Here is a 13,484-nt window from a genome sequence, read left to right on the forward strand (position 1 = left end):
GTATCATCAGCGTAGCTATGAAAAACGACGGGATTTCCAGAAGTCCTTGCCGAGACGAGGGATACAGCGCCGGTTTGAGTTTTTTCGTCATTTTTGCGGGAAGTTTCGATATGCGCCGCAGTTTTATTTCGGATTTCAAATTCGGCTTCGCTGATTACTTTGTTTGCAAGCTCCACAATTTCCGGAGTTGATCGGTAGTCTCGATTCAAGATGATGCGTTTCGCATTTGGGAAATAGTGTGTGAAATCTGCAAGATACCGCCAATTTGCTCCAGCGAATGAATAAATTGTCTGTGAAATGTCTCCTACCACACAGATATCTTTTCGCGGTCCGAGCCAGAGCTGGAGCAGACGATGCTGCATGGGCGAAACATCTTGATATTCATCCACTACGAAATATTTATATTGTTCGCGAATCTGTTTTGCAATATCCGGGCGGTCAAGTATTATCCCAATCAAGATTAGGATTACATCTTCAAAGTCGATTACGGCTCGTTCGGTTTTGATTTCTTCATAAACTTTGATTAGTTGTGCGATATTTTGCGGAAGCTGCCCGGCAATTTCGGTATGCCCGGCTGCTGCGGCGCGCTGCGGATAATTTTCCGGGGTAACTAGCTGTACTTTCGCCCAGGCGATTTCAGCGGCAAGATCGCGTATCGTTGGAGTGTCGGTTGGAATATCAAGCCGGGCTGCGGCTTGTGAGACTAGCGGTGCAGTAAATTCTTTTATTTCCGGTACTCTTCCGCCAATTGCGTTCGGCCAAAAATAATTTAGCTGTGCAAGAGCGGCGGCATGGAAAGTTTTTACTTGTACCCCTGAATCCCGAGGTTTCTTAGCCGTGTCCGCATTTCGCCAGCTGCGCGGACCGTAAAAGTAACGGCAAGGATGTTCTGCGGCTGTACAATTCCGCTGTGTACTGCGTTTGCGATTCGATAGGTTATTGCGCGTGTTTTTCCGGCTCCCGCACCTGCAAGTACACAAACCGGCCCGCGGATTGTCTGTGCGACGGCGAGCTGGGATGAATCGAGTTGTGCTTGTAAGATTTTGGAGAAGTCGTTCATTTCAATAATCCATTTTTTGAGATTCACAGTTTTTGTCTGTTTTAATTTTGCATTTGATTATTGTCTGTTAGCGGATTTTATCGGCGGATTTTTGCTGGGCAGATTCTAATTTGCTGCATATAGACTTGAGTTATCAAAATTCTATTCAGCATGATTGTATCTGGTTGCAGGAAATCCTGGTTGGCTTGCGGAGAAACTGTGTATTATGCGGCTGTTTGTCTCGGTTCCGCTGTTTCTTTCAGTTCCTTTGTTTCCCGCGGTTTGGCTGTAAAGATTCGGCAATTTTTATTTCTTGCAAAATTTGCTTTCCGGATGTACTGTTCACGGTTTTAATTTCCGTTCATTTCCCGGCAGATAATTCGCTGTCTGTGTGAAATGTGTGCAGTATTGAAATGTGATTGCGGATCGGAATATGAATGCCGGTAAACATAACTTTGCAAATTCACATCTATGCCGGGTGCAAAATTAACTAAAAACTGCAAGAATAAACGGGGAAATAAAGTCGATTACTGCAGCGGTACAAGTTTTTCAGTACGGAATATTTGGTGCTGTCTCGGCTTTCTTTCCATATGCTATGGTTCAAGAGTTGAATCTTCCCAATTGAAAGGTCGAGGCTATTTCGCAGATGCAAAAGGATTTCCAAGTCGAAGCTGAAGCTCCTGCTGCTGTGGGCGGATACTTACAGACGCAATCCGTCGAGCGGGAGAATAAAGAGATATCAAATGGGCCGCTCGGCAGACCGGTTCGTCTCGGAGCTTGGATGATCGGCAACGGAGCAGATTTTGCTGTTCGTGCAGGAAATGCGCAGCTTGTGGAAGTTTGTCTTTTTGAACGCGAATCCGATACCGGAAAACTGATTGAGCAAAGATATCCGCTGGCTCGTGGTTTTCAGGGTATCTGGGCCGGCCATGTTGCCGGTGTAACACCTGGGCAGCTTTATGGGTACCGGGTGCATGGAAAGTGGGATCCGCGCATTGCAATGCTGCACAATCCGGCAAAAGTACTCCTTGATCCGTATGCGCGCGGAATTGGGCAGGTCCCAACTTTAGACAATTCACTATACGGATATCAGAACTATGATCAGCTAACTGCGGCCGAAAATCAAAAAGCAGCAAGAACTGCAGCTGATTTCGGTGCAGAGCGGGCAGAAGAACATCCCAAACCGCATCCTCCGATTCGCAAGAGCGATTTTTCTGTACAAGATTCCCGTGATTCTGCACCTTTTGCGGCGCTTGGTGCCGTCGTTATTGATGAGCCGGCAAAAATACCTATCCGCGGAATCCGTGGCGGAAAACGGTGATTTATGAAGCGCACGTAGTTGGTTTTACAAAGAATTTTCAGAAGCTGCCGGCAGAAATTCGCGGAACATATGCCGGACTTGGCCACCCTGAGACGATTAACTATTTGAAAACACTCGGAGTTACCGCAATCGAGCTGCTCCCAATTCATGCGAAGTTCTCTGAACCGTTTCTGGCGAAAAAGGTCTGGAAAATTACTGGGGATACAACACACTTTCTTATTTCGCCCCTGAACCAAGCTATGCTACTGCTGCCGCGCAGCAAGCCGGACCGCAGGCAGTAATCAGCGAAGTAAAACAGGCAATCCAGGATCTGCACGCTGCAGGTATTGAAGTGCTTCTTGACGTAGTTTATAACCATACGTGCGAAGCTGGTGCCGACGGGCCGACTCTTTCATTGCGCGGGCTTGATAATACTTCCTACTATCGACATAATTCGCGGCAAATCGGGGAGTTGAAAGATACTACTGGCTGCGGTAATTCTTTAGATTTCCGCCGCATCACAGTGCTCCAGCTGACGCTTGATTCGCTGCGGTATTGGGTTGAAGTGATGGGCGTTGATGGTTTTCGTTTCGATCTCGCGGTGACGCTTGGCCGTGAGGGGATAATTTTAACCATCATCACCCGCTCTATGGGGCGATGGCCACTGACCCGGTACTTTGCAATGTGAAGCTGATTAATGAGCCGTGGGATCTTGGTCCGAATGGATGGCAGACTGGAAATTTCCCAATTCCGTGCGCGGATTGGAACGACCATTTCCGCAATAGTGTACGTGCTTTTTGGGTGAGCGAACCTGCGCGGATTGCAGCGGGCGGAATCGGAAATGATATGCGTGATTTAGCGACCCGGCTTTCCGGATCAGCTGATCTTTTCAGTCATGGAATTATCCCCGGCGGGCGGGGAATTTATGCCGCAATTAATTTCGTGACTGCTCATGACGGCTTCACAATGCGTGATCTGGTTTCTTACAACCGGAAACATAACGAAGCCAATCTTGAAGATAATCGTGATGGGTCTGATAATAATTCCTCATGGAATCATGGTGAAGAGGGCGGTGCGAATCCGGAGATTGAAAAACAGCGCCGGAAGAGTGTCCGCAATCTGCTTGCAACTTTAATTTGTGCTGCCGGTACGCCGATGCTTACTGCCGGTGATGAAGTTTATAAGACGCAAAACGGCAATAATAATGCTTACTGCCAAAATAGTGAGATTTCATATCTGGCTTGGGATGATTCTGCAGCTGCGCAGAATATGTTTGCGACGGTTTCCTATCTTTTGCGGTTGCGCCGCGAACATCTCACATTCCGTCCAGATAGTTTTTATACGGGCGAGTTTGGTGACGATGAGATTCGTGATCTTGAATGGTTTGACGCGTTCGGGCAGCGGCTTGCTGACTATAAATGGTTCGACGGGGAGTGCGGACAATTCAAATGCTTCGCTCGGGTAACCGGAAAGATGCGGACGTCTTGCTGGTCCTTAATGGTTCGATTGCGGAAACTGAACTGCAGTTAGCGCCAGGCAGAGGGATTGACTACCAGCTTGTTTGGGATTCGAATTGGGAAACTCCGCGTGAGAATTTACCGCTTTTTAAGGCAGGCGCCCCGACCCGTATTGGCGGTACATCGATTCAAATTTACTTTGCGAACCGAAACTGAGTTTATTTTTCGGCAGTATCAGGAGATATTTTCGGAGTTAGGCTTCCGAATAGATATTTGTGCATATCCGACGGCGAGAACTCTGTTTCATTTCATAACCGGCGGGCATAATTGCATTTCTTTTACGTAACTGCTGGCAAAAACACGGTTTTGTTATGTAAGCGGCGGCGAGAACTTCAGTTGCGGTTATTGCCGCCGGAAGTATCTGTGTTTGTTCCGGCCGCAGGATTACAGGAACGACGGTATTCCCGGCGTGAAATAAATTCAGAGATGATGCCGTCAGCTGCACAGGATTGGGTAAATCCTGCTGCCGGGAAAGATTATTAACCAGCTGTTTCGTCGGACGAAAGCGGCGCTCCCGCCATAAATGAATGCCATTAAATGACGCACCGCAGCATACAGAGTATATAGATACAAGGAAATCCAGATAGCTGCAGAAAGCTGGGAAAATGTGCCTGAGATCCGCTAATCGCGCACTAATCGTTCAATATTTGCTTCCTATTCATCAGCTTCATCAGTTTCATCAGTGTGCTCCGCTTTTCCGGCAGTATTTTCTGAATCAGCCGTATTAAACAAATCGGCGAGGAATGAATCGAGCTCTGCAGCAATATCATCAGAAGGTTCGGTGCTGAAAAACTGTTGGATATCGCCCGTAAGTATCTTCGCACTTGGGAGCAAGTCTGGATGTTTCCAGAGTCCGTCGCGCTCCGCGATTCCAAGCTTCGCTTCCGCTGTTTGCCAGAAAGCGACGGCATCACGCATCGAACGCGGGGTAAGCTCCATCCCGAGCTGCATTTCCCAAACATTTTTTGCGGGATTATCAGTAGCGTAACGGCGAGTGAACATCTCCCGAAGTGCAATCGCATTTGGCAGATGCGGGGAAACTGCACGTGCAGAAACCTCACTCACCCAGCCTTCAACCAGTGAAATTAGATGCTCCAGCCGATCTAATGCCTCCTGCTGTGTCGGAGAAATTTCGAGTGCGAAAATATCGCTAAGGTCAATTTCGGCAGCTGCCTGCGGATTTTCAAGCGAGATATCGCGGATTTTTCCTCAATCGCATCTGAATCAATTTCGATTCCGCGTGCGTACTCAGCAACAGTATCAAGTATGCGTGCGCGGAGCCACGGCACATGTGTGAAGAGCCGTGCCGCAGCAAGCTCGCGTACTGCAACATAAGCAAGAACTTCAGATTCTGCGATTTCGAGGTCTGCGGCAAATTCGGCGATATTTGCGGGGACAAGCGCGGCTGTGGAGGCTTCCATTAGCGGCAGACCAGTATCTGAAGTTCCAAAAGAGCTTCCTGCGAGTTGCGCAAGCGCACTGCCGTATTGGATTCCGAGTATTGAACTGATTAATGAACCGAATAATGCTGCCGGATTCTCCATCATCGGAAGCATGTGTTTCATTTCATCAGGCATCTCGCCCATTCGCTCTTGAAGCGTTTCCATAATTGCGCGGGAAATATTTTCACCCACCGGATCCATTAAACGTTTATATGTCGCAAGTGAATGTGCAATCCAGTCAAGACGATTCCACGCCATATTCGTGCCGGTTACCGGACCAAGTTCAGTAGCTGCGTCGAGCCACAGCGAGGCGATACGCAGTGCGTTTCGAGCGCGCTCGCCCTGTGTGCTTGTGAGTGAATCAAGATTCTTCTGTGCCACAGTTTGCCGGGCAATTTCTTCGGCGATTTTCCAGTTCACCGGACCTTTGCCATTCGAACCGAGCATATCTTGAATTTGCTGTGAAATAATAGTGAAGTTTTCGCCAGCGAAAATATTGGGGAAGCTATTATTTCCGCTATTTTCTCCCTGACCCATTGCAAAAGGAATCCCGGGCATCCCCGGAATCTGCGGCATTCCCATTTGCGAAATATTCTCCGGATTAATTCCTTGCTTCTTCATTGAAGCAATAATTTCTTCTGCAGCTTTATCGCCCAAAATCGAACGCAGCATCTGCTCCAGCTCGTTGAAACCATGTTCATCATCACCGCGATGTGAGTTATTCATTTCTGCACTCATCGAATCCTCCTGTTTTCTTATCAATAGCGTATCTGCTGCTGCCGAAATGCCACAATTCAGTATCGTAGTGTCCGGCGGGTTCAGCACTCAGCGAATCTCGACGGCAGCGATACGGAAGCTATCTTTTAGAAAGCGCGGTACTCTGGTATGCAGATATTAATTATTGGCTGCTAATTTGGACAGTTACTTGCACAGTTAACTGACTTCGTTTGGAGATAGATTCATGATTTTTCGGAAACACAGGGTGCAGCTTCCCGATGATACGCTGCGCAAAATGAGTTTGCCGGATAAGCTTTGGCCTAGTTCGAAAAAATCTGCTGCACACCAGAGCGGCCCGATTAGTTCTCCCCGCAATTTTTCATCACAGGTGCTGCAAAAAACACATTACGGCAGGCTGATTTGCTCAGGCGCGGTATTTACTTTGCTGCTGCTTGTTGTGATGGTGATGCCTTCCGGATATTTGGTGGAAGCTGCCGGGCCGGCAATTGATGTTAACTCCAAGATTGACGGGAAACCGTTAGTTGAAATTCGCGGGGCGGATACGTATGAAAGCGATACGAAGCTATTTATGACGACGGTTAGCGCGTGGGGAAATCCGAACCAGGGTGTGCCGGGCGCGCAGGCAGCGGCAGCTTTATTTGGGCGTGAAGCGCAGCTGGTCCCGGTGCGGGCATATTATCCAAAAGAAGTCACGGCGAAAGAAGTGGAAGCGCAGAACACGCAGCTGATGGTGAATTCGCAGGATTCAGCCGCATTACTTGCTTTCGAAATGGCTGGTTATCCGGTTAGTATGGATGTGAAAGTGGTGGGAGTAAATTCTCAGGCTCCGTCGGGAAAAGTGCTCAAACCGGGCGATATTATTCGCGGAATCGGGGCGGCAGATTCTGCAGGGAAAACGGGTGAAAAGCACCTTGCGGTTACGCCGGCAAAATCGCATTATGAATTGTCAAAAGTACTTGATCGGGTGAAGCCTGGTACTGAGATTACCCTCGAAATTGAACGTGCAGGCAAACGAGAATTGGTCAGTTTTCCGACGATGGAATATCATCCTGATACTACCGGCTGGGTTCATCCGGGTTCGCTGCTGGGAGTGGCGATTACCGTCGAAAATGTGAAACTGCCGGCGGAAGTGAAGTATCTTGTCGACGGAATTGGCGGGCCGAGCGCAGGGAATATGTTTGCGCTCGGGATTTATGATGCGCTTACCCCGGGCAGTCTTGGCGGCGGAAAAAGATTGCCGGAACCGGCAGTGTGGCGTGGGACGGCGATATCGAACCGATTGGCGGGATTACGCATAAGCTGGCGGGTGCATCCGCTGAAGGAGCGACGGATTTCCTTGCCCCCGCCGAAAATTGCCGTGAAACAATCGGGTTTGAGCCGGAAGGAATGCATATTTGGGCGGTACGGAACACACCGGAAGCTGTGGAAGCAGTAAAAGCGATTGCTGCCGGAACAACTTCTGGATTGCAGAGCTGTAAAGATATTGCTGCTGCCGCTTCCTAAGAACTTTTACTCTGCAGACAGATCCGTAAAAGTTACGGCGAGTGCTGAGCAGAGTTCTGCAAGCAGTGTTTCGCTGGAAAGAACCAGTGAGTCTTTGTCGTGATTGCGCATCCGTAATGCGCCCCATGTTTCTCCGCTGCGCATATAAGCGGCAACCATCCGCACATCTTGCCGATCCGGATGAGATTGCAGTGCATTTAAGGCTGCACTCTCGTTTTTCGGTAAATCAATTTCGGCAGAAGCTGGAAGTATCACCCGTTCTACGCTGATTGCGGCTCCGTCGACACTATCAGGCCAATAAATCTGCCCAAGCAGCTCGCCAAGTGAATTTGCGTGCGGAAGATTCTCTTGCTCGACAGAAAAGAGGGTGTAATCGTTTGCGGTGCTGTCGAGGATGTCTGAGTTGATATCGGCGGGGAGATCTGCCTGTAACTCAGGAGCTGCTGCGAGTGCTGCTTTCGCGTTTACCAGTGCAAAGACACGAATCGGACCATCCCATCCGCCTGCTGCAACATATTTTTCGATTTCCAGTGCGGCATCTTTGAGCGCCTGCAGTTTCGGTGTGATTTCGTGCGGCTGTTCTTCTTGGCCTGTAGATTGCTGCTCAGTCATACTCCTATTTTTGCATATTTTTTCCGGATTTCATTTTCGGGAATTTCCCAAATTTTCCAGTTTTCACTGAATTATTTTTCGCCGAATCAATTGGCAGATTGCACAAACATTCTGGGTGAACCGGAATTTTGTACAGCTCCGGCAAATGCGGGTTTGGCGGAATTCTCCACGCATGTGCCGAGAGCTGTAATGATTTCGAGTTTTTACTGAGATGATAGGGGTGGTTTCGGCAGAATTGAATTTGAACGTGTTCGTTTCAATGGGATGGCTGCTTTTATTGCGATATTTATTCACTCCAGTGCTTGCGTCATAGTTTGCGCCGGTATCAGCAGCTTCGGTGGGAGTTAAAACTTTTTGGGAGGTAAGACTTTCTGGCTGGGTATTATTTCGAGTGCGTCAATATATTCCAGTGCTGCCCGTAATGCTAATGCTGCTGCTAATCTGCTGCTTGCCAGCGGTGTCGGGAGGTTTTGAATTGTGCGTGCTTGCGGACTAATTACCGCCCAGTTTGTTTCGGCGGTGCTGCGATAACGCTCCAGGCACATTCCGCACGGGCCGAAATCAGGCAGGCAAAGCGGTCCGATGGTGATGTCAATTTCTTCCGTAATTACGATGAGCGCAGGTATTGAACGCGATAGATAGTCATTGATTTCGATTGGGTCAATGCTATTGCTTCCGGTTACTATCGCTAAGTGCGGAGTTGGATTTTCTGCGCGTTTTATTCCCGTTGCGGTGTAATTTGAAACTACTGTTTCGATATGCGGTGAATTTGCCCGCAAATAGCTTGCGAGCGCCCGATTTTTCCGTAAGCCAATGTAATTTTCCCGTAATACCGGGTGGGAGCGCTGGCCTGTGAACTTAGTGTCGCAGAGCTTTAATCTCCCGATTCCGCTTTCTGCGAGTGCAAGTACAATCTCAGTTCCAATCCAGTTCAAATACGGAATTTCTACGCATACCTGTGTTCTCGTAACTGGAAGTGTTCTGTGAATCCGCCAATTTGCACGGTATTCATTGAGAAGTTTCGGTGAGATATCCGCCAGTTCCTGCGGTTCAAAAAGTTGAGCTTGCTGCAGCGAGTTAATAATTTGTACACATCGGTTTGCTTTAATATCGTATTCGACGCTAAACAAGGCAATCTCTTCCGGGGTATGTGCGCGGGTAAGCGCCTCGACGAACCTTAGCTCTTGCTTATTAAGATTTGAAAAACATCTCGCAATTCTTGGATCCAGCCCGATTTGTGCATGCTGCATACTGCTCCAATAGATTCCGAGTCCGCTGTTGAGCTGCATTTTTCTTCTCCGTTTTCGTCGTATTCTTTTTCTATTTTTCTCCAAAATTTCTGCAGAATCAGCTGCGTTTTGCGGCTGCAGGATTAAATCTTTTTGCAGGCAGCCGAACCGGCTGCGTTTGAAAAACTAGCTTTTCTGTATTCCAAAAAATACCCGGTCTGTAAAATCGGAAAGTAAATTCTCCACGTTTGTGGATTTCGAAAGCATACAGATACGGATTCAAATTACGCTGAAAGATTCACTTGTAAATTTGGGTTGTATACAAACAGGATTGAACTGTTTACATTCGCCGTAATCCGTTCGCGATGATTTGTTTTCCGTGGTTCGTTCTTGTTTTCTGCGGTTCGTTCGCGGTGAGCAGGTAAAGTCGGTCGCTTTTTGCTTTCTCTGGTAGCCTTTTGATTATCGAAAATTGAAAAGTTTTGCTGATTTCGCCGCTGCCTGAGCTTGCGGGAATTTAGCAGACTGTTCAAAAGACTGATGGAAAGTTAAATAAGTTTCTGAACAAAAGAGGTAATAAATTTGTCTCCCGCTGAAAATTCTCATCCAGCAGCGCAGCCGAATCCGCCGCGTCCGCCGCGTAATGCGCGGAACACATCTCGCGGCGGAGGGCTGAAAGGCGGGGCATTCGTGCCGACGCTGATTATTCTTGCTGCGATTTTGTTTTTGCTTGTCGTTTTTGCAGCATTCTGGACCGAGCTGAGGTGGTTCGAACAAATTCAGGCGCTGCGCGTATTTTGGATGCAGTATGGTGCATTCGTCGGGATAGCTGCCGTCGGAGTGATTGTTCTTTTCGCTTTTCTTGCAGTGTCGGCATATTTTGCATTTAGTGACGGTGCGAAAAGTTCGGCAAATGATAAATCGAATGCGCGCAAGAAGAACGCAAAGAAAAACAGAATGAAGATGAGAGTGTTCAGGCTGATGGAAAACAGTCTGAACATACTGTGCATGAGGCAAAAATCGATGATGAAGCATCGTTGTTTGCAAATCTTAGCGCACAATTCGGGGGCGCGTTCGGCGGAAAATTTACTGTCCCGCCAACAGCTAATACAAAACCGGTAAAACTGCAGAAACAAAAACCGCATCAGGCGATTATTTGGGCGGTTATCGCGATTTTAAGCATAGTTGTTGGAAGTATGCTTGGCGGGAATTGGCGCGAATTTCTGCTTTGGTTCAACTCCACGCCGTTTAATGAAGCCGATCCGGAATTTGGTAAGGATATTTCTTTTTACGTGTTCACCTTGCCGGTATTGCACACTTTAATCTCTTTCATTTCAATAGCGATAGCGCTTTCACTGATTGTTTCACTAACCGGTTACTGGTTGGGCGAACAGATTAATTTCGTTCAAAGAAAGCTGAACACGACTCTGCGGGCACGAATTCATGTGGGAATCCTGGCTGCGCTGTTTACATTGACTTTTGCGGCGCGCTACTGGCTGTCGCGCTATGATTTGCTTCTCGGCAACAATTCACGGTTCTCTGGTGCGAGCTTTACAGATATCAACGCTTCAAAGCCCGGTTTAACAATTCTTGCAATTTCTGTAGCGCTAATTGCGGTGCTTTTCCTTTATGCGGCTTTCCGTAACTCGTGGAAACCGGCAATTATCGGTGTCGCAGCAACTGCCGCCGCCGCAATTGTACTTACCAGTCTTTATCCGTATCTAATTCAGAATTTTCAGGTTGAACCGAATGCGGCTGAACTTGAATCTGAGTATATTCAACGTAATATTGACGCAACTTTGTCGGCATACGGTATTGACAAGGTCGAAACCCAACAGTATGCGGCGCGCACTGAAACGAAGAGCGGGCAGCTTCGTCAAGATTCAGAGACGGCAGCACAGATTCGGCTGCTTGATCCAACTATTGTTTCTCCCTCGTTTAACCAGCTGCAGCAGAATCGTCAATACTATCAGTTCACTGACCGTCTTTCCGTTGACCGCTACCATATCAAAGGGGAAATGCGCGATACTGTGATTGCAATGCGTGAACTGAACCTTGATGGTTTGGATAATTCCCGTCGTTCTTGGGTTAATGATCATACGGTTTATACACACGGTTTCGGTGTTGTGGCTGCTTACGGAAATACAGTTACTACAAAGGGCGATCCGGCATTCTGGGAAGCCGGTATTCCGAGTTCTGGTGAGATGGGCGAATATGAGCCGCGAATTTATTTTGGGCAAGATTCTCCGGCTTACTCGATCGTGGGCGCACCTGAGGGAACAGAACCGTGGGAGCTTGATTATCCGGATGATAAGGCGCCAAATGGTCAAGTAAACAACACTTACAAAGGCGACGGCGGACCGGCGATTTCAAACGTTTTCGAAAAGCTGCTGTACGCAATCAAATTCCGCTCGACGGAGTTGTTCTTCTCTGACCGTGTTACTGATGAGTCCCAGATTCTTTTCGACCGCAATCCGCATCAGCGTTTGGCAAAAGTCGCTCCATATCTCACATTGGATTCTAAAGCTGTGCCGGCCGTCGTTGATATGGATGATAATCCAAGTACACCGAAAGAACTTGTTTGGATTATCGACGGATACACCACGTCGAATAACTACCCGTACTCTGCACGCGAAACATTGCAGGAAGCCACCGCTGATTCACTCACACGCGGATTGCGTGAAAGAAGCGGAATGAATTTCAACGCTCCGGAGCAGATTAACTATATTCGGAACTCCGTGAAAGCTGTGGTGAATGCGTATGACGGTTCGGTGAAGCTTTTCCAGTGGGATCAGAAAGATCCGATTATTAACGCATGGAAGAAGATTTTCCCGGGACAGGTTACTGATCTTGCCGAAATGCCGGGAGATTTGATTGCGCATGTACGTTATCCGGAAGATCTTTTAAGGTGCAGCGGACGCTTCTTGCCCGATATCACGTGCAGGATGCGAAGTCTTTCTATTCTGGCGGTGATTTCTGGCAGGTGCCGACCGATCCGAATTCGGAAAGTAAGGAAGCAGCTCCGGCACAGCCTCCGTATTATATGACTTTGCAGATGCCGGGGCAGGATCAGGCATCGTTCTCGCTTACCACTTCATATATTCCCGGCGGTAATACGAAACGTAATGTGATGACCGGTTTCTTGGCGGCCGATTCCAATGCTGGATCTGAGACTGGGAAGATTGCCGATTCATACGGCAAGCTGCGGCTGCTGGAAGCTCCGCGCGATTTGACTGTTGAGGGTCCGGGGCAGGCAAAGAATACGATGCTGGCGAATCCGGATGTTTCACAGGCACTGAACTTGCTGCGGCAGGGCGGAACAAATACCCGCGAGGGTAATTTGCTTTCGCTTCCAATTGGCGGGGGCTGCTCTATGTGCAGCCAATCTATGTGCAGGCATCCACAGGTACGCAATATCCGACATTGCAGTATGTGCTGGCACTTTTCGGAGATAAGGTCGGATTCGCGCCGACGCTTGACCAGGCTTTAGATAAAGTTTTCGGAGGAGATTCCGGTGTGAAAGCTGGGGATGCGGCAATTGCTGGAGACAAGGAAGCCCCGATAGCGGCAGGCGGAACTGCTGGAGGTGCTGGAAGTGCTGGAAGTGCGGATACTGAATCAGGCAATAGCGGTGATGGCAGCGGCAGCGGTGCTGATTCAGGCGGAACTGCTGCTGATTCGCCGATAACTACTCCGGCAGCTCCTCCTGCTCCTGGGGCTCCAGCTGCGGGGGATGCCAAGGCGAAACTTGATACGGCCTTAAAGAATGCGGAAGCTGCGATTGGTGAAAGCGAAGCTGCGCGGAAAGCTGGCGACTGGGCTGCTTATGGGAAAGCACAGGAGAAATTAGCTCAGGCAATTAAAGATGCGATTTCTGCACAAGGAGGTAACTGACATTCTGCGTACAACTGACGTGCGGAGTGTGAAGCGTGAAGCGTGAAGCAGATTTTATTTTGCTTGGATGGAATTTGATTGCAATAAATCGATTTTTGTGCGGTTTAATTGCATAAAGTTCGTTTGCACGAAGTACGTTTGTGTAAAGTGCTTTTGTACAAAGTTCATTTGTAAAAAGATTTTTTGTGCAAAGTTTGTACAACCAGAATG

At 48.4% G+C, this 13,484-nt stretch carries 12 protein-coding genes and 2 pseudogenes; 9 read left to right on the top strand and 5 right to left on the bottom strand.

The genetic code is table 11. From position 1 onward, the window contains the following. Window positions 1-290 precede the first annotated feature (290 nt). Window positions 291-1,060 (bottom strand): annotated as a pseudogene (locus RQN30_RS10090) (UvrD-helicase domain-containing protein); the annotation flags it as partial. Window positions 1,061-1,685: 625 nt separating this feature from the next. On the opposite strand from RQN30_RS10090, the gene RQN30_RS10095 reads away from it, so the two are divergent. Genes RQN30_RS10095 through RQN30_RS10115 form a run of 5 tightly spaced genes read left to right on the top strand, consistent with a single transcriptional unit; the run spans window position 1,686 to window position 4,012 of the window. After that, window positions 1,686-2,360, top strand: a complete 675-nt coding sequence (locus tag RQN30_RS10095; RefSeq protein ID WP_353060364.1) for a hypothetical protein — start codon at window positions 1,686-1,688, stop codon at window positions 2,358-2,360. Beyond that, window positions 2,357-2,641, top strand: a complete 285-nt coding sequence (locus RQN30_RS10100; RefSeq protein ID WP_353060365.1) for a hypothetical protein — start codon at window positions 2,357-2,359, stop codon at window positions 2,639-2,641. The genes RQN30_RS10095 and RQN30_RS10100 overlap by 4 nt, the downstream gene beginning before the upstream one ends. A gap of 50 nt (window positions 2,642-2,691) precedes the next feature. Next, window positions 2,692-3,027, top strand: a complete 336-nt coding sequence (locus tag RQN30_RS10105; protein WP_353060367.1) for a hypothetical protein — start codon at window positions 2,692-2,694, stop codon at window positions 3,025-3,027. Next, entirely contained in the window at window positions 2,997-3,869 is an 873-nt protein-coding gene (locus tag RQN30_RS10110; protein WP_353060368.1) for a hypothetical protein, read from the top strand. The genes RQN30_RS10105 and RQN30_RS10110 overlap by 31 nt, the downstream gene beginning before the upstream one ends. Continuing rightward, the gene (locus RQN30_RS10115; protein ID WP_353060369.1) at window positions 3,824-4,012 is read left to right on the top strand and encodes a hypothetical protein; all 189 of its coding nucleotides are present in this window, start codon (window positions 3,824-3,826) and stop codon (window positions 4,010-4,012) included. Before RQN30_RS10110 ends, RQN30_RS10115 begins: the two co-directional genes overlap by 46 nt. A gap of 498 nt (window positions 4,013-4,510) precedes the next feature. On the opposite strand, the gene RQN30_RS12620 is transcribed toward RQN30_RS10115, so the two are convergent. Both RQN30_RS12620 and RQN30_RS10120 read right to left on the bottom strand, forming a co-directional pair. Further along, entirely contained in the window at window positions 4,511-5,059 is a 549-nt protein-coding gene (locus tag RQN30_RS12620; RefSeq protein ID WP_491608730.1) for a zinc-dependent metalloprotease, read from the bottom strand. Then, on the bottom strand, window positions 4,960-6,036 hold the full coding sequence (locus RQN30_RS10120; RefSeq protein ID WP_491608671.1) for a zinc-dependent metalloprotease: 1,077 nt from the start codon (window positions 6,034-6,036) through the stop codon (window positions 4,960-4,962). The genes RQN30_RS12620 and RQN30_RS10120 overlap by 100 nt, the downstream gene beginning before the upstream one ends. 1,251 nt (window positions 6,037-7,287) lie before the next feature. Here RQN30_RS10120 and RQN30_RS10125 point away from each other — a divergent pair. Beyond that, window positions 7,288-7,539, top strand: a complete 252-nt coding sequence (locus RQN30_RS10125) for a hypothetical protein (RefSeq protein ID WP_353060370.1) — start codon at window positions 7,288-7,290, stop codon at window positions 7,537-7,539. Window positions 7,540-7,545: 6 nt separating this feature from the next. Here RQN30_RS10125 and RQN30_RS10130 read toward each other — a convergent pair whose 3' ends face one another. Next, window positions 7,546-8,151 carry a PPA1309 family protein gene (locus RQN30_RS10130; RefSeq protein WP_353060371.1) on the bottom strand — a complete coding sequence of 202 codons (606 nt, stop codon included), beginning with the start codon at window positions 8,149-8,151 and terminating at the stop codon, window positions 7,546-7,548. A 344-nt stretch (window positions 8,152-8,495) separates the two neighbouring features. Continuing rightward, window positions 8,496-9,440: a ubiquitin-activating E1 family protein gene (locus tag RQN30_RS10135; protein ID WP_353060372.1), complete on the bottom strand. Its 945-nt coding sequence runs from the start codon at window positions 9,438-9,440 to the stop codon at window positions 8,496-8,498. 522 nt (window positions 9,441-9,962) lie between these two features. Between RQN30_RS10135 and RQN30_RS10140 the strand changes: the two genes are divergently transcribed. The 3 genes and pseudogenes from RQN30_RS10140 (at window position 9,963) to RQN30_RS10150 (ending at window position 13,274) form a co-directional block, all read left to right on the top strand. Continuing rightward, window positions 9,963-10,502 carry a UPF0182 family protein gene (locus tag RQN30_RS10140; RefSeq protein WP_353060373.1) on the top strand — a complete coding sequence of 180 codons (540 nt, stop codon included), beginning with the start codon at window positions 9,963-9,965 and terminating at the stop codon, window positions 10,500-10,502. Then, window positions 10,385-12,870 (top strand): annotated as a pseudogene (locus RQN30_RS10145) (UPF0182 family membrane protein). Before RQN30_RS10140 ends, RQN30_RS10145 begins: the two are co-directional and overlap by 118 nt. Further along, on the top strand, window positions 12,771-13,274 hold the full coding sequence (locus tag RQN30_RS10150; RefSeq protein ID WP_353061860.1) for a hypothetical protein: 504 nt from the start codon (window positions 12,771-12,773) through the stop codon (window positions 13,272-13,274). Before RQN30_RS10145 ends, RQN30_RS10150 begins: the two are co-directional and overlap by 100 nt. Window positions 13,275-13,484 lie beyond the last annotated feature (210 nt).

The organism is Arcanobacterium hippocoleae, assembly GCF_040360365.1.
GTDB classification, from domain to species: domain Bacteria; phylum Actinomycetota; class Actinomycetes; order Actinomycetales; family Actinomycetaceae; genus Arcanobacterium_A; species Arcanobacterium_A hippocoleae_A.

What these genes read in the sequence shown, in the direction of transcription:
- RQN30_RS10130 (WP_353060371.1), bottom strand. Translation starts at nt 8,151, where the DNA reads ATGACTGAGCAGCAATCTACAGGCCAAGAAGAACAGCCGCACGAAATC.
- RQN30_RS10135 (WP_353060372.1), bottom strand. Translation starts at nt 9,440, where the DNA reads ATGCAGCTCAACAGCGGACTCGGAATCTATTGGAGCAGTATGCAGCAT.
- RQN30_RS10110 (WP_353060368.1), top strand. Translation starts at nt 2,997, where the DNA reads ATGGCCACTGACCCGGTACTTTGCAATGTGAAGCTGATTAATGAGCCG.
- RQN30_RS10120 (WP_491608671.1), bottom strand. Translation starts at nt 6,036, where the DNA reads ATGAGTGCAGAAATGAATAACTCACATCGCGGTGATGATGAACATGGT.
- RQN30_RS10095 (WP_353060364.1), top strand. Translation starts at nt 1,686, where the DNA reads ATGCAAAAGGATTTCCAAGTCGAAGCTGAAGCTCCTGCTGCTGTGGGC.